Origin of the sequence: Frankia sp. Mgl5, from assembly GCF_023242985.1 — a bacterium.
Classification (GTDB): Bacteria; Actinomycetota; Actinomycetes; order Frankiales; family Frankiaceae; genus Parafrankia; species Parafrankia soli.
In genome coordinates, this window is record NZ_JALKFY010000613.1 from 1 (window position 1) to 16,814 (window position 16,814).

General features: G+C 72.4%; 15 protein-coding genes. 5 read left to right on the top strand and 10 right to left on the bottom strand.

What is annotated here, in order from left to right:
- Window positions 1-313 (top strand): hypothetical protein (locus MXD62_RS14030; RefSeq protein ID WP_248829708.1); only part of this gene is annotated, 313 nt, incomplete at its 5' end.
- Window positions 314-808: 495 nt separating this feature from the next.
- Here MXD62_RS14030 and MXD62_RS14035 read toward each other — a convergent pair.
- The 3 genes from MXD62_RS14035 to MXD62_RS14045 all read right to left on the bottom strand — a co-directional run bounded on the left by MXD62_RS14035 (window position 809) and on the right by MXD62_RS14045 (window position 3,567).
- Window positions 809-1,750, bottom strand: coding sequence for an LLM class F420-dependent oxidoreductase (locus MXD62_RS14035; protein ID WP_248829709.1), 942 nt, complete (start codon window positions 1,748-1,750; stop codon window positions 809-811).
- A 483-nt stretch (window positions 1,751-2,233) separates the two neighbouring features.
- Complete coding sequence (locus MXD62_RS14040) at window positions 2,234-2,689, bottom strand: hypothetical protein (protein ID WP_248829710.1); 456 nt, start codon at window positions 2,687-2,689, stop codon at window positions 2,234-2,236.
- Between the two features lie 425 nt (window positions 2,690-3,114).
- Window positions 3,115-3,567, bottom strand: a complete 453-nt coding sequence (locus MXD62_RS14045) for an N-acetyltransferase (RefSeq protein WP_248829711.1) — start codon at window positions 3,565-3,567, stop codon at window positions 3,115-3,117.
- Between the two features lie 296 nt (window positions 3,568-3,863).
- Between MXD62_RS14045 and MXD62_RS14050 the strand changes: the two genes are divergently transcribed.
- Entirely contained in the window at window positions 3,864-4,556 is a 693-nt protein-coding gene (locus MXD62_RS14050; RefSeq protein WP_248829712.1) for a uridine kinase, read from the top strand.
- A 34-nt stretch (window positions 4,557-4,590) separates the two neighbouring features.
- A complete protein-coding gene (locus MXD62_RS14055) occupies window positions 4,591-5,433 on the top strand; it encodes an SMP-30/gluconolactonase/LRE family protein (protein WP_248829713.1) in 843 nt (280 codons plus the stop codon).
- 42 nt (window positions 5,434-5,475) lie between these two features.
- Here the strand turns inward: MXD62_RS14055 and cbiE are convergent, their stop codons facing one another.
- The 4 genes from cbiE to MXD62_RS14075 form a co-directional block, all read right to left on the bottom strand.
- Window positions 5,476-6,816, bottom strand: coding sequence for a precorrin-6y C5,15-methyltransferase (decarboxylating) subunit CbiE (cbiE, locus tag MXD62_RS14060; RefSeq protein ID WP_248829714.1), 1,341 nt, complete (start codon window positions 6,814-6,816; stop codon window positions 5,476-5,478).
- Between the two features lie 65 nt (window positions 6,817-6,881).
- The gene (locus tag MXD62_RS14065) at window positions 6,882-8,225 is read right to left on the bottom strand and encodes an EAL domain-containing protein (protein ID WP_248829715.1); all 1,344 of its coding nucleotides are present in this window, start codon (window positions 8,223-8,225) and stop codon (window positions 6,882-6,884) included.
- A gap of 119 nt (window positions 8,226-8,344) precedes the next feature.
- Window positions 8,345-8,611 carry a zf-TFIIB domain-containing protein gene (locus MXD62_RS14070; protein WP_285224073.1) on the bottom strand — a complete coding sequence of 89 codons (267 nt, stop codon included), beginning with the start codon at window positions 8,609-8,611 and terminating at the stop codon, window positions 8,345-8,347.
- A 64-nt stretch (window positions 8,612-8,675) separates the two neighbouring features.
- Window positions 8,676-9,731: a phosphotransferase gene (locus MXD62_RS14075; RefSeq protein WP_248829717.1), complete on the bottom strand. Its 1,056-nt coding sequence runs from the start codon at window positions 9,729-9,731 to the stop codon at window positions 8,676-8,678.
- A 143-nt stretch (window positions 9,732-9,874) separates the two neighbouring features.
- Here MXD62_RS14075 and pepN point away from each other — a divergent pair, with 143 nt between their 5' ends.
- Window positions 9,875-12,448 carry an aminopeptidase N gene (gene pepN, locus MXD62_RS14080; RefSeq protein ID WP_248829718.1) on the top strand — a complete coding sequence of 858 codons (2,574 nt, stop codon included), beginning with the start codon at window positions 9,875-9,877 and terminating at the stop codon, window positions 12,446-12,448.
- Here pepN and MXD62_RS14085 read toward each other — a convergent pair.
- The 3 genes from MXD62_RS14085 to MXD62_RS14095 all read right to left on the bottom strand — a co-directional run bounded on the left by MXD62_RS14085 (window position 12,435) and on the right by MXD62_RS14095 (window position 14,364).
- On the bottom strand, window positions 12,435-13,256 hold the full coding sequence (locus tag MXD62_RS14085; RefSeq protein ID WP_248829719.1) for an enoyl-CoA hydratase/isomerase family protein: 822 nt from the start codon (window positions 13,254-13,256) through the stop codon (window positions 12,435-12,437). The two genes, pepN and MXD62_RS14085, sit on opposite strands and share 14 nt — an antisense overlap.
- Window positions 13,257-13,321: 65 nt before the next feature.
- Window positions 13,322-14,113 carry a hypothetical protein gene (locus MXD62_RS14090; protein ID WP_248829720.1) on the bottom strand — a complete coding sequence of 264 codons (792 nt, stop codon included), beginning with the start codon at window positions 14,111-14,113 and terminating at the stop codon, window positions 13,322-13,324.
- Between the two features lie 20 nt (window positions 14,114-14,133).
- The gene (locus MXD62_RS14095; protein WP_248829721.1) at window positions 14,134-14,364 is read right to left on the bottom strand and encodes a hypothetical protein; all 231 of its coding nucleotides are present in this window, start codon (window positions 14,362-14,364) and stop codon (window positions 14,134-14,136) included.
- 151 nt (window positions 14,365-14,515) lie between these two features.
- On the opposite strand from MXD62_RS14095, the gene MXD62_RS14100 reads away from it, so the two are divergent.
- A complete protein-coding gene (locus MXD62_RS14100) occupies window positions 14,516-16,783 on the top strand; it encodes a hypothetical protein (protein WP_248829722.1) in 2,268 nt (755 codons plus the stop codon).
- The last annotated feature ends 31 nt before the right edge of the window (window positions 16,784-16,814 follow it).

Below are 16,814 nucleotides of genomic sequence, written 5' to 3' on the forward strand. Positions count from 1 at the left end.
ATGGCGCCGACACCCACCCCACAATCAGATCGAACACACGTTCGACCATAAAGGTGTGTGCGCCACCCCGACAAGCGTGAACCCAACGAGACCACACCAAGTTCACATTCGGCCCGGGAAGATTTGTTTTTGCGAACAGGTGACGGACTCTATCTTCGATATCTTCCCCGCTGGGCTGGGTGCGGCCTTTCGTGTCCTGGCCGTCCTCGCTCTCGGCTTGTATCTCGGATTTCTCGGCCTCGACGAACTCCTCGCCGCCACCATCTTCGAGATTCTTCGCGCCATCGTGATCGCGGTGCCGCAGTCCAAGTGACCACCCCGATCGACCCGCCCGAAGACTGACCCCCGGCGGCCTCTGTTCGCTGGGGAACCTCGCTTTCAGCGCCGCGGCGGACGGGCGCCACAAGCCGGCGGGAAGGCCAGCAGGGCATACGTGGAAAACGGGATTTTGGCGGCAGCCACCGACCGGGCGCCCGGATCTGATTACGAGTGGGGTATCGAGGTGAACCTGGGCAAGCCCGCAGGGGCGTGGATCCTGTCCTACCGCACCCGGGCGGCCGGTGACCCGATCTCGGCGACACAACGATTGAGACTGGGTTCGGATGATCTCATCCGTGAGATCGTGCTGTCCGGTGGCCCGCCGTGTTCGTCGACGCGATGGGACGCATAGGCTCTCGTCTCGTTGCGGGCTCGCCTCCACCCCGGCCAGCGCCGCACGCCCGTGCGAGGACACCCCGCGCCGGAAACAAGGGCCCCACCTCGCCGCTGCGGTTGTGGGAGGTGGCGGCTGGTCGGCAGGTGCGGGAACTTAGTCCGCGGCGAGCGCGGACGCGAGGTCCATCGGGTTGGGCCCGCCGTTCACGATCGAGAGGACCGGGGTGGTCACCCCGTGTTCGACGTACCGTCGCAGGCCGGCCCGGCACTGCTCGACCGTCCCGTGCACGATCAGCTCGTCCACGACCTCGTCCGGGATCGCGGCCAGGGCGGCCTTGCGATCGCCGGCCGCCCACGCGCTCCACATGCCCTCCAGCGCCGCCTGGCGGCCGAGCCACAGGTGGAACTCCCGGTACACCGGCACCGTCAGGTAGGCGGCGATCATCTTCCTGAGTAGAGGGCGGGCGGCTGCCGGGTCGTCGTGCACGTACACGAAGATCCGGGCGACCACCTCGGCGTCAGAGTTGTGTTCACGCACGTGCGGCAGGACGGTGTCGCAGTCGGCCGGCGAAAGCCAGTTGAGGATCACTCCGTCCGCCTCGCGACCGGCGAACTCGAGCATCCGAGGTCGCAGTGCGGCGACCATGATCTTCGGTGGGGCGGACGGTGCGACGCCGAGCCGGAAGCCGCGGACCGTGAAGGACGGGAACTCCTCGCTGATCTTCTCGCCGGCGAAGGCCCGGCGCAGGAACCGGACGGTGTCCAGCATCCGCTGGTACGGGCGGCTGAACGGGATGGAGTTCCAGTTCGAAACGATCACATCCGACGACGTGCCGAGTCCGAGGACGAACCGGCCCGGCGCGGCGGCGGCCATTGTCGCCGCGGTCTGGGCGAGCAGCGCCGGGCCGCGGGTGTAGGCCGACACGATCGCGCTGCCGAGCCGCAGCCGTGGTTCGCCGGCGGCGAGCGCCAGCGGGACGATCCCGTCCGTCGTGGTTGCCTCGGACGACCAGACGTCGGTGTAGCCGGCGTCCGCCAGTCGCCCGCACAGCGCGGGCAGGTCCGTCAGGGGCGCATCGGCCAGCGGAATCGTCATCCCCCAGCGGCCAGTTCCGGACGAGGCCGGATCCTGGCCGGTGACGGTCCCGGCTGGGGCGGGGCTGGCGCCTTGTCCGCCGGAGGGCGTCCTGCCCGCGCGGCCACTTTCGTCGCTCTGATCGCTCGTTGTCCGAGTCACCGGCGGAGTATCCCGCAAAACAGATTCGCATCTGACCCGGACAGCCGTCGTATCCGGCCGTCATCCGCCGCGATCGACCCCGGCGCCTTCGGGTCGCGTCCACGCGTACCGGCGGATACAGGATGTCGACCACTCCTGGCAGGTGGTGCTACATCCCGTGACGGGGGCGGCGCAGTACCCGACGTGCAGCGTGTCCGTCACCGCGGCCCCGTCTGGCGCAGGCGGCGATCCAGCTCAGCGCCCAGGGCCGCGCGGGCGGACAGGAGTCCTGGTGGCGCATGTGGCTGGAACCGCACGCCGTGGCTCCTGCCACCATCGCACGGGATACGGGTACGTGCATCTTTAACAGCCCCTGGAGGTGTGTTCCGGGTCCGCCAACGCAAATAGGTCGAAGTCGCGGGGATCTGGGCCGAGAATATCTTCTGGCCCTTCGTCGAGGCCGCCCGGAAATCCCACGGACAGAAACACGATGACACCTTCGATCGACCGGGAAAAGCACAGCCGTGCCCCGAAGTAAACACGTTGACCGGGATTGATCTCGTCGGCGTGCTCCAGCTTCCAGCCCGCCGCGGGCACGGCGCGGCGGTAGAAGTCCGCTACCTCGTCGACCGTGCCCGCGGAGTACAGGCGCGAGGCATACGGGATGTTGGTGCTGCCGGTGCAGCCGTAGCTGACGCCCTGGTCGTGAAGCGTCGCGCCGGCGGGGCGCAGCTCGAACTCGGCAAGATCGTTCAGTCGCGCGGCGAGGTTCCTGTCCTGGGCTGTGCATTTCCCCTCCGGCCAGCGATCGGACAGCATTGAGCAGCCAGTCGTCAAAAGTATGCTCATCAGGGCACAGAAACCAACTAGGGTCGGCGCTGCTCGATCGCCACCTCTGTTCGTCACGAGAATGAGCGTATGTGGTAGCCGTTTTCGGACAGACGGGGCCCGGGCGACTCTGCAATAGTATCTCGCCGATGTCTGAACGTGGCCGGCGCGAGGCTACCATTTTGACCGCGTCCACGGTGGTTGTGCGCTGCGCCGAGAAGTGCAGGCGCCTGCTGGCTCCATCTGGCGGAACCGTAACCGGGCAGTTGGAGAGGGGGCCACGCCGTGACGCTACTGCGCCCCAAGTCTTCGGATCATGAAAATACCTATGCCAGGTGCGTCAGTGGCCCACCCGAATGATCATCCGGAAGATCCAAAGCTGCACGCGTCGGGGGAGTGGTGTGGATCTCGCGGCGTTATGTTGCGGGGCGGAGTGGGACGGCGAAGTGGTGTGCGGTGATGGTCATGCCGGTGTTGAGGTACAGCCGGTGCGCGTCGGCCCGGTCGAGTCCGACGCCGGAGTCCAGGTGTACCTGCGCGCACTCGAGCCGTCGCGCCTCGTCGAGGAGCCAGTCGAGTAGACGTCTGGCGTATCCCTGCCGTCGGGCGCTCGCGATCGTGGAAAGGTCGTCCACGTAGAGGAATCGGCCGGCGGACAGGGAGTGGTGGACTCGGAAGCCGGCGACGGCCAGCGCGCTCGGCTGGCCCCGGTCGAACACGCCGACCAGCCGGTAGCCCTCCAGGCGTTGCACCTCGTCGACGATGCGGACGAAGTCGGCCGTGCCCACCAGTGCGGGCCGTAGCTGGGAAAGCGCGGGGAACGCTGAGGCTGTCGCCGGCGGCAGGATTTCACGGATCTGGCTGGTCACGTGGAAGGACGTTAATGCGGGAGGTCGGTGCCTGGGTGCCGGATTGTGGTAGTTCCTGCGCCAGTCGGAAATCGGCCAGTCGGGAACTCGCGCACCCCCGAGACAAGATAGTCAACGATGTTGACGCCCCTCGTTCGCTGTCGATCTTTCGGGTCGAAAAGGGGACCCGGCTGTTCCACCGCTGAAACCGCCGCTGCCACCCCTGCGTATTCGCCCCGCGTTCGGTGGATCCGTACCTCCTCGGCCGTAGCGCGGCGATCATGATCTCCGGTGGGGTGCTGCTACTGTCACGTCGCATGATCGTCGATCCTGGTGTGGGTTCGACTCGCAACTGCGTCGTGCGTGCGCTCGTCGAGCTGATGGTGGGCACATGCCCGGACCGAGTGCTGCGTGTCGCGATCGACGGTCCGGACGCGGCCGGCAAGACGACGCTGGCCGACGAGCTTGCCGGCGCCCTCGCTGACCGAGGTCGGCCTGTCATCCGGGCCAGCGTCGACGGCTTCCACCAGCCTCGGCTCGTACGCCGCGGCCGTGGGTCGCTGTCCCCGGATGGCTACTTTTTCGACGCATTCGACTACACCGCGCTACGGCATCTTCTGCTCGACCCGTTAAGCCCGGACGGAGATCGGCGCTACCGCGCAGCCGCGTTCGACCATCTCCGCGATGCCCCGCTTGACAGCCCCACCCGCGAGGCGGTGAGCGATGCGGTGCTCATCGTCGACGGTGTCTTCCTCCTCCGGGACGAGCTGCGCGATTATTGGGATCTCAGCGTGTTCCTCCAGATCAGCCCTGCCGAATCGCTGCGCCGTGCGATGTGCCGCGACGTCGCCCTGTTCGGTTCACCCGACGTGGTCCGCGAACGCTACGAGGCGCGCTACCTGCCCGGCCAGGCGCTCTACCAGGCTTCCGCCGCGCCCGGGGAACGCGCAGACGTGCTGATCGGCTACGAGCGTCCAGAGGCGCCCCGCGTTCTGCGCTGGCCCGTGTGAGCAGCCGGCCCCGTGCTGGCAGCAGAGGAGCACCGTGAACGAGATACGGACGTTGCTCACCGGGCGTGGCCTGGTCGAATCGCCGCGCTGGCATGGTGAGCGGTTGTACTTCTCGGACTGGTCGGCGGGCGAGATCGTCGCCGTCGATCTCGCCGGCGGTAGCGAGGTGGTCGCGCGGGTGGAGTCGCTGCCGCTGTGCACCGCCTGGCTGCCGGACGGCCGGCTGCTGATCGTCTCGTCCGCGGCCGGGCTGCTGCTGCGGCGGCAGCCTGACGGGGCCCTCGTCACCCACGCCGACCTTGGCGGGGTCGGCTGGAACGACATCGTGGTGGACGGGCGAGGCAACGCCTACGTCGACCGGGTCGGTTTCGACCCGGTGGGCGGGGGGCCGTTCGGGCCCGGCTCCGTCGCGCTCGTCACGGTGGACGGCGCGGTGCGCCAGGTAGCCGAAGACGTCGCCTTCCCCAACGGGATGGCGGTGACCCCCGACAACGCCACCCTGATCGTCGCGGACTCGTACCGCCACTGCCTGCTGGCCTTCGACATCGGCGCAGACGGCGGGCTGTCCAACCGTCGGGTCTGGGCCGACCTCGGCGTAGGCGCCCCGGACGGCATCTGCGTCGACGCGCAGAACGCGGTCTGGTACGCCGACGTGCCCAACCAACGATGCGTGCGGGTCGCCGAGGGCGGCAGGGTGCTGGGAACTGTCAGGCTGGACCGCGGCTGCTTCGCCTGCGCGCTCGGCGGTCCCGACGGGACGGAGCTGTTCATGGTGGCCGCCGAATGGCGGGGCATGACAGAAGCCGAGATGGTCTCCCCGGGCTCCGGGCAGGTGCTCGTCACCCAGGTCGACGTGCCAGGGGCGGGCTGGCCGTGACACAGCCCGCCGTGCGTCCGCGGGCCCTACGGATATGGAGCCCTACTGATCGTGGGGACGGGTCGCCGCCCACTGGGTGACAGGCATCATCGGGCGCCAGCCGGCGAAGCCGCCGACGGGTGACGCACGGCTCACCGCCAGCCGGATGAGATCCCCGCCGTGCCGGGCGTGCCACTTCGCCAGGATGACCTCGGATTCGATGGTGACCGCGTTGGCGACCAGGCGGCCGCCGGGGCGCAGCGCCTCCCAGCTGCGGGTGATCGTGTCCGGCGCGGTCAGCCCGCCGCCGATGAACACCGCGTCGGGGACGCCGGTCTCGTCGGCCAGGTCGTCGAGGGCGGCGGGGGCGGTCGCCGCGACGACCCGCAGTGCCGGCACGCCGAGCGCCTCGGCGTTTCGGCCGATCATGCGGACGCGGTCGGCGTGGGGCTCGACGGCGACGGCCCGGCAGGCAGGGTGGGCCCGCATCCACTCGATGGAGATGCTGCCGCAGCCGGCGCCGACGTCCCACAGCAGCTCGCCGGGGGCCGGCGCCAGCCGGGCGAGGGTGACGGCGCGTATCTCCCGCTTGGTGAGCTGGCCGTCGTGCTCGAAGACGTCGTCGGGCAGCCCGGGGATTCGGGGGAGGTGGCGGGTCTCCGGCCCGGCGGTCAGCTCCAGCGCGACCAGGTTGAGGTCGGCGGTGGAGTCGGGGCCGGCGCCCGAGCTGTCGGCCGAGGTCACGGCGCCCTCGTCGGAGCGGGTCTCGGAGCGGGCGCCGCCGAGGGCGCTTGCCCGGGTGTCCCGGCGGCGTTCCGCCGGGCCGCCCAGGTGCTCGAAGATCGTGACCGTGCTCCTACCGAAGCCGCGGTCGGTGAGCAGTCGGCACAGTTGCGCGGGCGTCCGGCGGTCCGCGCTCAGGACGAGCAGCCGCCGGCCGGGGGTGAGTGCCGGGTGCACCGCGGCCAGGGGACGGGCGACCAGGCTGACGATCTCGGTCGTGTCCAGCGCCCAGCCCAGGCGGGCGCAGGCGAGGGAGACCGATGACGGATGGGGGAGCACCCGGACGCGGGCGGCGCCCAGCTCCCGGACGAGGGTTGTTCCCAGGCCGAAGAACATCGGGTCGCCGCTGGCCAGCGCGCAGACCCGCGCGCCGGCGTGCGCGTCGACCAGCTTCGCCAGCGCGGGCACCAGTGGCGACGGCCAGCGCACCCGGCGGGCGCGGACCGCGGCGGGGAGCAGGCCGAGCTGCCGTTCGGAGCCCATGATGACCTCGGCCCGTGACAGTTCGTCGCGGGCGGCCCGGGTGAGGCCGTCCCAGCCGTCGTCGCCGATGCCGACCACGGTGACCACCGGGCCGCCGGCCTCCTGGTGGGTGACGTCTGTGTTCCCGGGGTCAGCCATGAGATCGACCTGCCACGGACCGCACGGTAGCGGAGCCGGCGGTGACGTGTGCCCTCTGGCGTGGTCTACCCCGGCGGCCACGCGTTCCGGTAGCCAGCAAGCTCACGTTGTGTGAGTGTTCGGGTACCCGTCGGTGTCGGGATGGTCCGCGTGCCGCTCGTCCCAGACGGTGGGCCGGACGCGAGCATGCCCGGGCGGGCCAGCAGGAAGCCCTGGACCTGATGGACCCCGGCCTCGCCGAGGACCTCCAGCTCCCTGGACGTCTCCACGCCCTCGGCGAGCACGGTCGCGCCGATGTCCTCCGCGAAACACACGAGCGCGGTGGCCAGCGCCCGGCAGGCCGGGGCGTCCTCCCCGATCTTCCGGATGATGCTCTGGTCCATCTTGATGATGTCCGGCCTGAGCTGCAGCAGCTGGTGCAGGCCCGCGTAGCCGGCGCCCACGTCGTCGAGCGCGGCGCGTACCCCGCGGCCGCGCAGGGCGTCGAGCGCGAGCATGATCGTCGGGTAGTCGTCGATGCGGCTGTGTTCGGTCACCTCGATGATCACCCGCTCCGGCGGGATGGTGGCGAGCAGGTCGATCAGCGCGCCCGACACGATGGCGGCCGGTGACGCGTTCACGGACAGCGGCAGCCCGGCGGGCAGCCATGGCAGCGCCGCGAGCGCGTTGCGGATCGCCGCGACCTCCAGCTCGACGCCCAGCCCGACGGACGCCGCGTCGGCGAACCACCGCTGCGGGGACGACTCGTCCGAGCCGGCGGTGCCGGTGCCGGGGCAGCGGGAGAGAGCCTCCACACCGGCGATGTCGAGCGTCGCCCGGTCGTAGATCGGCTGGAAGACCATCGCCGGCCCGCCGTCGTCGATCAGCCGGCTGATCCGGCGCCAGACGCGGTCCCGCTCGCGCCAGTCGCCCCGGTGGTCGGAGACGCAGTTCGACAGCGCGCCGGCGATCAGGGCCAGGAACGACGCGTCGCGGTCGCGCAGCGCCGGGTCCGGGTTGTGGCTCATGCACGCCAGCGAGCCGTACACGGAGCCGTCGGGCAGCAGCACCGGGGCCACGACATAGCTGCCGATGCCGACCCGTCGGGCCAGCGCCGGGTCCGCGGTGCGCCCGTCCCGCCCGGCGTAGCGGACGACCTGCGGCAGACGTCCCTCGAGCGCGGCCCGTGTCCGCTCGTAGCTGGCGGTCGTGCCCACGGTGATGCCGAACGACTCGATGTCGCCGTCATAGTGCTCGACGACCAGGACGTCGGCCACCCGGCGGGTGATGACGGCCAGCTCCATCCCGAGCCGGTGCCGGGCGACCGACATCAGCCCGGCCACGACCGCGCCGCACTGCTCGGTGTGGAGCGGGTCGACCGTCGGCGAGCCGGCGGACAGGTCACGCGGATACCGGGCCGTCGCGGGCATCGCTGCCTCCCTGGGCCGCCTTACGGGAGTCCCTGGAGGCGATACCCGCCGGTGGCGGGAAGTAGGCGTCCGCGTTCAGCCGCCGGCCGTCGTGGGGAGACGTCAGCCGGGGGAGACCGTCAGGAGGAGAACAACATCCGGGTGAGACGGCCGTGGCCGTACCCGTGGCCGTGGCCATGGCCATGCGAGCCCCAGGCCGGCGGGGCGTAGTGGCCGCCGGGCGGCGGGGGCGGCGGCGCCGGCTGCGCCCACTGCGACTCCAGGCGGGTGAGCGCCTCGAGCTCGCCGTAGTCGAGGAAGATCCCGCGGCAGTTGTCGCACTGCTCGATCTGGACGCCGTTGCGGTTGTAGGTCCGCATGGCTCCGTGACACTTCGGACACACCATGGTCTGGTAATTCACGGCAGCAGCGTACCGGGCGGGTCGCGTCGGTCCGTACTGTTCGCGGCTGTCAGCGTCCCGACCACATCCGGCGGGCGCAGGCCACGAAAGCGTCGGCGCCCTCGTCGAACGGGGTGCCGTCGGCGGCGAGGTCGGTGACGGCACCGGCCGCGTACTGCACGGCCACCGCCCGCGCCGGGCCGTCCAGGGCCTCCCACGGATCGCCGTCGGGGCCGGCCGCCGGGCCGCCGGCCTCCCGGTAGGCGCCGAGGAAGGTTCCCCAGACCTCGGCGGGCAGGATGCCCGCGGCGAACCAGGCCGCCGGACGGGCCAGATCCCAGGCGGGGTCCCCCCAGCCCAGGTCGTCGACGTCCACGATGCGCCATCCGGCGTCCGCGGCGCTGGCCGGAGCGGAGGCCACCCGGACGACCTGGCCGAGATGCCAGTCGCCGTGGATGAGGGCCGGCGCCGTACCCGGGCGGGCCGGCGTCCGCCCGAGCCAGGACGGCAGCGTCGGGTAGGCCCGCCGGACGTCGTCCGCCAGCCGCTCGATCCCGCGCACCGACGCGGCCCCGGCGGCCTGGGCCCCGGCGGCGCGAGCCTCGGTGGCGCCGGCCACAGCGGCCTCCATGCGGTCGAGCGAGCGCCGCAGCCGGGCGCAGACGCCGGCCGCCGGGACGGGCGCCGGGGCGAGCGAGGCAAGGTCCGTGGTGTGCAGGCGGGCGAGCAGCGCGGCGGCTGCCGTCCACGGCGCGTCCTCGACGTGGGCCTCCACGTCGTCGACGCACAGCGCCGTCCCGGCCGGCCAGGCGCTGACGAGACGGCCGTCGACCGGGGCGAGCAGGCCGCCGTGGCCGCCCCGGATGCGCCGGGGGGACAGCAGCACGTCGCCGAGCCGCGGGTCCGCGGCCAGCCGGAGCCGCGCGAGCAGCGGCTCGAGCTCCTCCTCGGCCATGTGCGTCTTGACGACGAGATCACCGTGCCGGACGACCAGCCGGCCCTTGCGGTCGGTGAGCACCTCGCCTCCGGGACGGGTGAGCTCGTCGAGCGTGACCTGGGCGGGGGACGTCCCCCGTGGAGGCCGGTGCCCGGGGGCGTCATCGCGCTGGGCGGCGCTGCTCGTCATTGGTCCGATTTTGACCGGTGGGGTCCTGAGCGGTGCGGCCCTGGGCCGGTTCCGGGCCGGTTCTGGGCGGGACGGGTGCGGTCGAGGGCCCGCGCGGAACCCGACAGGCGCGGTGGGGCGGGCCGGGCACTACCGTCGGGCAGATGCAACCGCTGAGCCAAGCCGAGGCCGTGGCCCGAGCCGCGCTCGTCCAGGTCCACTCGTACCACGTCGACCTGGACCTGACCGGGACCTCGTCCGGCCCGCGGTTCACCTCGACCACCACGGTCTCGTTCTCGTGCCGGCAACCCGGCGCGGCCACGTTCGCCGAGCTCAAGGCGATCGGGGTCGAGCTTGCCCGGCTCAACGGGCGCGACCTCGGCCCGGGTGCCGTCGCCGGGGGCCGGCTCGCGCTGCCCGACCTGCTCGCCGACAACACCCTCGAGGTGCGGGCGACCATGGAGTGCACGAACACCGGTGAGGGGCTGCACCGGTTCACCGACGCCGAGGACGGCGAGGTCTACCTCTACGCGCAGTCCTTCCTCGACGACGCCGCGCGGATCTTCGCCTGCTTCGACCAGCCCGACCTCAAGGCGCCGCTGAGCCTGACGGTGACCTCCCCGCCGTCCTGGGAGGTGCGGGGGAACGGCGCCGGCACCCGGGTCGGCCCGGGGCGCTGGGAGTTCGCGCCCACCGCCCCGCTCTCCACCTATGTGGTCTCTCTCGTCGCCGGGCCGTACCAGGTGTGGAGCACGACCCACGACGGGGTGGCACTGGGGCTGGTGTGCCGGCGGTCGCTCGCGCCGTACCTGGACGCCCAGGCAGCCGAGATCTTCGAGATCACCACCGGCTGCCTCGACCACTACCACGAGCTTTTCGGCATCCGGTACCCGTTCGGGAAGTACGACCAGGCGTTCGTGCCGGAGTTCAACATGGGCGCGATGGAGAACCCGGGCCTGGTCGTCTTCCGCGACGAGCTGGTGTTCCGCTCCGCGGTCACCGAGGCCGAGCGGGAGCGGCGTGCCGTCGTGATCGCCCACGAGATGGCGCACATGTGGTTCGGCGACCTCGTGACCATGCGCTGGTGGGACGACCTGTGGCTCAACGAGTCGTTCGCCGAGTACATGGGCACCCGGGTGACGGCCGCGGCGACCCGCTTCACCGACGCCTGGACGAGCTTCGCGGTCGGGCGCAAGAGCTGGGGCTACGCGGCGGACCAGCGGCCGTCCACCCACCCGGTGGCCCCCGACGACGTCGCCGACACCGCGCGGGCGCTGCTCAACTTCGACGGGATCTCCTACGCGAAGGGCGCCTCCGCGCTGCGTCAGCTCGTCGAGTGGGTGGGCGACGACGCGTTCCTGGCCGGGCTGCGGGCCTACTTCACCGCGCACGCCTTCGGCAACGCCACCCTGGACGACCTGCTGACGGCGCTGGCGCGGGCCAGCGGGAAGGACCTCACGGCGTGGTCCGCGGCGTGGCTGCGCCGCGCGCAGGTCGACACGCTGCGTCCCGAAGTGATCCTCGACGACAGCGGTGCCTACGTCTCCGTCGAGATCACGCGGACCGCCCCGGCGGACCATCCCGCCGAGCGACCGCACCGTGTCGGCATCGGCGTGTACGACAGTGACCCGGACAACGCCCCGGACGGCGCTCCCGGCCCGGTGACGCTCGTGCGACGTGTCCTCGTCGATCTTCCGTCGTCGCCGGCCGGCGGGCGCACGCCGGTGCCCGAGCTCGCCGGCACCCGTCCCGGCCGGCTGCTGCTGCTCAACGACGGGGACCTCACGTACGCCAAGATCAGATTCGTCGCGGGGGAGCTGCCCGGCCTCGGCGCCGTCCTGGCGGAGCTGGGCGACCCGCTCGCCCGCGCTGTCGTGTGGGCGGCCGTCGCGGACGCCACCCGGGACGCCGAATGGCCCGCGGCAGACTACCTGGCGCTTGCCGCGCGGGCGCTGCCCGCCGAACGCTCGGTCGCCGTCTTCGAGGACGCGCTGCGCTTCGCCGCCGCGACCGTCGTCGACGTCTTCCTGCCCGAACGGGACCAACCCGCCGCCCGCGCCGCGCTCGCCGGCGCCTGCCGCCGCGTCATCGCGGGTGCCGCCGGGACGTCCGGCCTGCTGCTGGCGGCGGCCCGTGGCCTGGTGTGGTGCGCGGGGACGTCCGAGGTGGACGAGCTGCGCGGCTGGCTCACCGGCCGTGGCGTCCCCGACGGCCTCGTCGTCGACCCGGACCTGCGCTGGCTGGTGCTCGACCGGCTGGTCGTCCTGGACGCCGCCGGGGAGGCCGAGATCGCCGCCGAGCTGGACCGCGACCGCAGCACCCGGGCCGCCGAGCATGCCGCGCGGAGCAGGGCGGCGATCGGCGAGCCGGCGGCCAAGGCCCGGGCGTGGCAGGCCGTCACCGAGGACCGCGCCACCTCGGTACGGCTGGTGGCGGCCACGGCCCAGGGCTTCTGGCGACCGGAGCAGGCCGGGCTCACCGCCGGCTACGTCGACCGGTACTTCGCCGACATGCCCCCGCTGGCGTCGGCCCGCTCCCCGCATGCCGTCCGGCAGGTGGCCGCCGCCGCCTTCCCCCGTTACGCGGTCGAGGCCTGGACGCTTGCCGCGGCTCAGGAGATGTTGAGCCGCGGCGACGTCGGCCAGGTGCTCTCCCGCGTGGTCGTCGACGCCGCCGACGACCTGCGCCGGGCCCTCACCGCCCGCGAGCTGCACCTGCGGGTGATCAGCGCCCCGTGAAGTCGGGGGTCCGCCGCTCGGCGAACGCTGCCCGTGCCTCGGCGTAATCCTCGGTGGACTGCACGATCGCCATGTGCGAGGCGATCATGTCGAGGCTGGCGCGCAGGTCCATGGTCTGCGACTGGTAGACGGTCTTCTTGATCATGGCGGCGGAGACGGGGGACATGCCCGCGAGCCGCCCGGCGAACGCGTAGGTCGCGTCGAGGAGCTCGTCGTCCTCGTAGACCCGGTTCACCATGCCGATCCGCTCGGCCTCGACGCCGTCCACCGTGTCGCCGGTCAGCAGCAGTTCCAGCGCCTTGGCCGGCCCGACCAGGCGGGGAAGCAGGTAGCACCCGCCATCGCCGGGAACCAGGCCGATCTTGATGTAGCCCTCGGCCAGCCGCGCCGAGCGCCCCGCGAACCGCAGGTCGCACATCAGCGCCATGTCGAGCCCGGCGCCGACGGCCACCCCGCTGATCGCCGCGATGAGCGGCTTCTCCAGGTCGAGGACGGCGCGGGCCACCTTGTGGACGCCCTCGGTGAGCATCCGCCGGCGCGCGATCGGTGTGGGCTCGATGCCGCCCAGCACCGCCAGGTCGATCCCCGAGCAGAAGGCGCCGCCGGCGCCGGTCACGACGACGACCCGCACCCGGGGGTCGGCGGCCGCGGACCGCAGCGCCTCCGCCCAACGGTCGATCATGGTCAGGGTGAACGCGTTCTTCACCTGCGGCCGGTTGAGGGTGATCGTCGCGATGGCGCCGTCCACCGTGTAGATCAGCTCGTCGGCGTCAGGGTGGGCCGGGCGGGCCGTGTTCTCGTCGCTCATCTGGCCGTCCTACCAGTCCGGCCCCGCCGGAGGCGCTGGTGTGTGCGCGAGGCCCTCTGCAGGCGTCAGTGCGAACGTTCCCACCAGTGGTGGCGGCTGTGCCGGCCGCCACCGGCGCTCGCGGGCTCATGGGTTCCGGCGGGCTCATGGGTTCCGGCGGGCGGGGTGTCCGCGCGGCGGGGCTCGTCCGGGTAGACCGACGCCTCGTCGAGGCCCGGCCCGGCGGCAGCCCGGCCGGCGGCCGCCAGGTCCGCGGCGGCCGGATACCAGACGGCCGGGTCCGCCGCGGGCGCGGCCGGTTGGAGCTGGCGGCGGTGGCCGCGGGCGTGCCGGCTCGGTTCGGGATGCCCGAGGCGCCGCCGCCGCGCCGTGGCGACGTCATGGACGCCGACCACACTGAGCCGGCCGAGCGCGCTCGCGCCGAGGAAGATCATCGCCGCGCCCAGCCCGTAGAAGAAACTGATCATGGTGAGCGCCTGGCGCCCCTGGCCCCCGAGCGGGACGCCCATCGCCGCCGGGTTCCAGATCTGTGACAGCGGTGGCCCGACGACGAACCACACCCCGGCGACCGTCGCCAGCGTGGCACCGAGCGCGGCCATCGCCCGGTTCTGGCTGAATATCAGGATCAGCCCGCCCACGATCGCGACGATGCCGGGCAGGACGGACAGCCAGAAGCGGTTGGCCGTCCACTCCCACGTCTGCGTCGTGAAGCCGAAGTCGAAATAGGGCCCGACGAACGGGATGAAGGCCCCCCAGATGCCGAGCGCCACGAGCAGGAGCCCGCTGAGGGCACCCTTCGTCCGCGGGACGTGCCACATGTCGCGACCACGTGGCCGATCGATCACTGCCGTGTCCATGCCTTCTCCCTCCCCGTCCGTTACCGCGGTCCGCGGGTGGTCGCCGAGCGAGTCGTGCTGACGTGCGACATCACGCCCGCGGGCCACAGGGCCAGGGTCGCGAGCACGGCCACGGTCGCGGCCACGACGAGCAGCACCCAGGCGTTGAGGATCATCCCGACCAGCGCGAGCACCAGTCCGACGACGACGACCCCCGTCAGCGCCCACACAAGGAGCGGACGTTCACGGGGCGGGCTCGAGTGCATGGTCATCGGACACCTCGGTTCCTCGGCCGGCCGTGGGCCTCCCCCATGGGCCGTCGGTGCCGAGATACCCCGTCTCCACGCATTCCAGCGGCCCGGACGTGGGATGACCTCGATTTCGTCAACTGTTCGACTACTGCCGTCGGTAATCTGGCGTCCCATGGGTTGGCTGTGGGGAGCCTCGCCGGCCCGGTTCGGGGCGGCCCGGTTCCGGCCTGCCCGGCTCTGGGTGGTTCGGGTCCGGCCCGGCTGGTCCCGGCTCGCCCGTTTTGTTGGGATCCGGTGGCATGGTGTCGGGGGTGTGGTCTGCCTGGTCGCGGTGGTGTCGGCGGTTTTCGTCCCGGCGGGCGTCGCGCTGCTGACCGTGCACGAGACAGCCCAGCAGGCCCGTTTCTACCGCGGTGCGCTGGACGAGACGCGGGTGCACGAGCGGATCAGCGACGAGGTCCTGACCGACCCGGTGCTCACGGACGTGACCGGTGACCTGCTCGCCGACCTGCCCGTCGACCCGGACCTGATGGTCGACAACCTGCAGCTCGTCGTCCCGCCGTCGGCGCTGCGCGGGATGACCGACGGCGTCGCCGACAACGTCGCCGCCTACCTCGACGGCAGCCGCGCCGAGTTCGTCCTCGCCGTCGACCTGCGGCCGATCCTCGACAACATCGGGCGGCTCGCGTCCGTCTACCTCGCCGGGCAGGTGTCGGGCGCGCCGCGGTACCGCACCGAGGACGTCGCCGCCGCCCTGCGCGACGTCCTCGACGGTGTGGACCGGGTCAGCCAGGGCCGCCCGCCCGCCTCCGTGCCCGAGATCGATCTCACCGACGATCAGGTCGCCTGGGCGACCGACCTGCTGGTGAGCCGGGTGGACGGGGCCGACCGGCCGCTCGCGCGGGAACAGGTGCTGGTCGCGCTGCGCTCCGGTGATCTCGGCGCCGCGCTGGCGGTCGTCGGCCCGCTGATCTTCGCGGGGGACGTGTCCGCCGTCGCCGACCTGCGGTCGCGCCTGGCCGGTGGCACCGTCCTCGACCTCGGCCGCCCGCTCGCGGACGCGCCCGGCGGCCCGGCCGGCTTCGTGCTCCGCACGATCCACACGATCGGCGGCACGGGCATGCTCGCCCTCGCCGCGCTCTGCTTCGCCCTGCCCGCCGGCGCGCTCGGTCTCGCCGTCCGGCAGCGCGGACCGTCGGTGCGGCTGGTGGGCGCCGCGCTCGTCGCGGGCGGGCTGGCCGCGCTGGCCGCGGGGGTCCTCGTGACCGGGCTGGTCGGCGACCCGCTCGCGCCGCTGCGCGGGCCGGACTCGCCGCTTCCCCCGGCGGGGCGGGTCCTCGCCGGGGACGTCGGCCGCGTGCTGGTCGCCAACGTGCGCGCGACCTGGAGCGAGATCGCGGCGATACCGCTCCTGGCCGGGCTTCTCCTCGGCACCGTGACGGTTGTGGTGCGCCGGCTGTCGCGCGCCGAGTGGCGCGTGCGGCGCCTGGTGGCGGTGGGCACGACCTGCTCGGTGTTCGTCGCCGTGTCCTGGGTGCTGATCCCCGGCGAGGCGGGCACCGGCACCGCGTTCTGCAACGGCGGGGCGGACCTGTGCAACCGGCGCTACTCCGACGTGGTCTACCCGACGACCCACAACGGGATGGCGTCCGTGCAGGCCGGGTTCCTCGGCGCGGTGCAGGACCCCGACCTGGTGGGCCAACTCGACAGCGGCATCCGCGCCCTGATGCTCGACGTCCACCACTGGACGACACCCGCGGAGGTCGAGTCGTTCCTGGCCGAGCTGCGCCCGCGGGCCCGTGAGGCGCTCGCCCCGTTCGCCACCGGTGCCCGTTCGAGCCGCCCCGGGCTCTGGCTCTGCCACGGCATCTGCCAGCTCGGCGCGACCCGCCTGGACGACGCGCTGGCCGGCGTCGCGGGCTGGCTGGCGCGCAACCCGGCCGAGGTCATCACCATCATCGTCCAGGACGGCGTCGCGCCCGAACCGATCATGGCCGCGTTCCGGGTGGCGGGCCTCGGTCAGTACCTGGTCCGCCCGCCCGCGCCGGGCCGGCCGTGGCCGACCCTCGGCCAGCTGATCGACCGCGGCCGGCGCCTGGTCGTCTTCGCCGAGAACGGGGACGTGCCCGGCACCTGGTACCGCAACTTCTACCGCTCCAACGCGGACACCCCGTTCGACGTCCGGATCCCCGGGGGCTTCAGCTGCCGGATCGGCCGCGGGGCCAGCCGGCCCACCATGCTCCTCATCAACCACTGGCTCACCGACCACGCCGCCACCCGTGCCGACGCGGCGCTGGTGAACACCAGCTCGTCGCTGACGGCGCACGCCGAGCAGTGCGCCGCCCGCGGGCTGCGCCCGACCTTCCTCGCGGTCAACTTCGCGACGGTCGGTGATCTTGTCGCCACCGTCGCCGCCTACAACCGGCATTCGCCTGACTGATCGCTCAGGTGCTCCCGGTCATCGGAATGTC

Coding starts and splice junctions, on each gene's coding strand:
- cbiE (WP_248829714.1), bottom strand. CDS start 6,816: ATGGCTGACCCCGGGAACACAGACGTCACCCACCAGGAGGCCGGCGGC.
- MXD62_RS14040 (WP_248829710.1), bottom strand. CDS start 2,689: ATGCTGTCCGATCGCTGGCCGGAGGGGAAATGCACAGCCCAGGACAGG.
- MXD62_RS14075 (WP_248829717.1), bottom strand. CDS start 9,731: ATGACGAGCAGCGCCGCCCAGCGCGATGACGCCCCCGGGCACCGGCCT.
- MXD62_RS14050 (WP_248829712.1), top strand. CDS start 3,864: ATGATCGTCGATCCTGGTGTGGGTTCGACTCGCAACTGCGTCGTGCGT.
- MXD62_RS14095 (WP_248829721.1), bottom strand. CDS start 14,364: ATGACCATGCACTCGAGCCCGCCCCGTGAACGTCCGCTCCTTGTGTGG.
- MXD62_RS14090 (WP_248829720.1), bottom strand. CDS start 14,113: ATGGACACGGCAGTGATCGATCGGCCACGTGGTCGCGACATGTGGCAC.
- MXD62_RS14035 (WP_248829709.1), bottom strand. CDS start 1,750: ATGACGATTCCGCTGGCCGATGCGCCCCTGACGGACCTGCCCGCGCTG.
- MXD62_RS14065 (WP_248829715.1), bottom strand. CDS start 8,225: ATGCCCGCGACGGCCCGGTATCCGCGTGACCTGTCCGCCGGCTCGCCG.
- MXD62_RS14070 (WP_285224073.1), bottom strand. CDS start 8,611: ATGGTGTGTCCGAAGTGTCACGGAGCCATGCGGACCTACAACCGCAAC.
- MXD62_RS14100 (WP_248829722.1), top strand. CDS start 14,516: ATGGGTTGGCTGTGGGGAGCCTCGCCGGCCCGGTTCGGGGCGGCCCGG.
- MXD62_RS14085 (WP_248829719.1), bottom strand. CDS start 13,256: ATGAGCGACGAGAACACGGCCCGCCCGGCCCACCCTGACGCCGACGAG.
- pepN (WP_248829718.1), top strand. CDS start 9,875: ATGCAACCGCTGAGCCAAGCCGAGGCCGTGGCCCGAGCCGCGCTCGTC.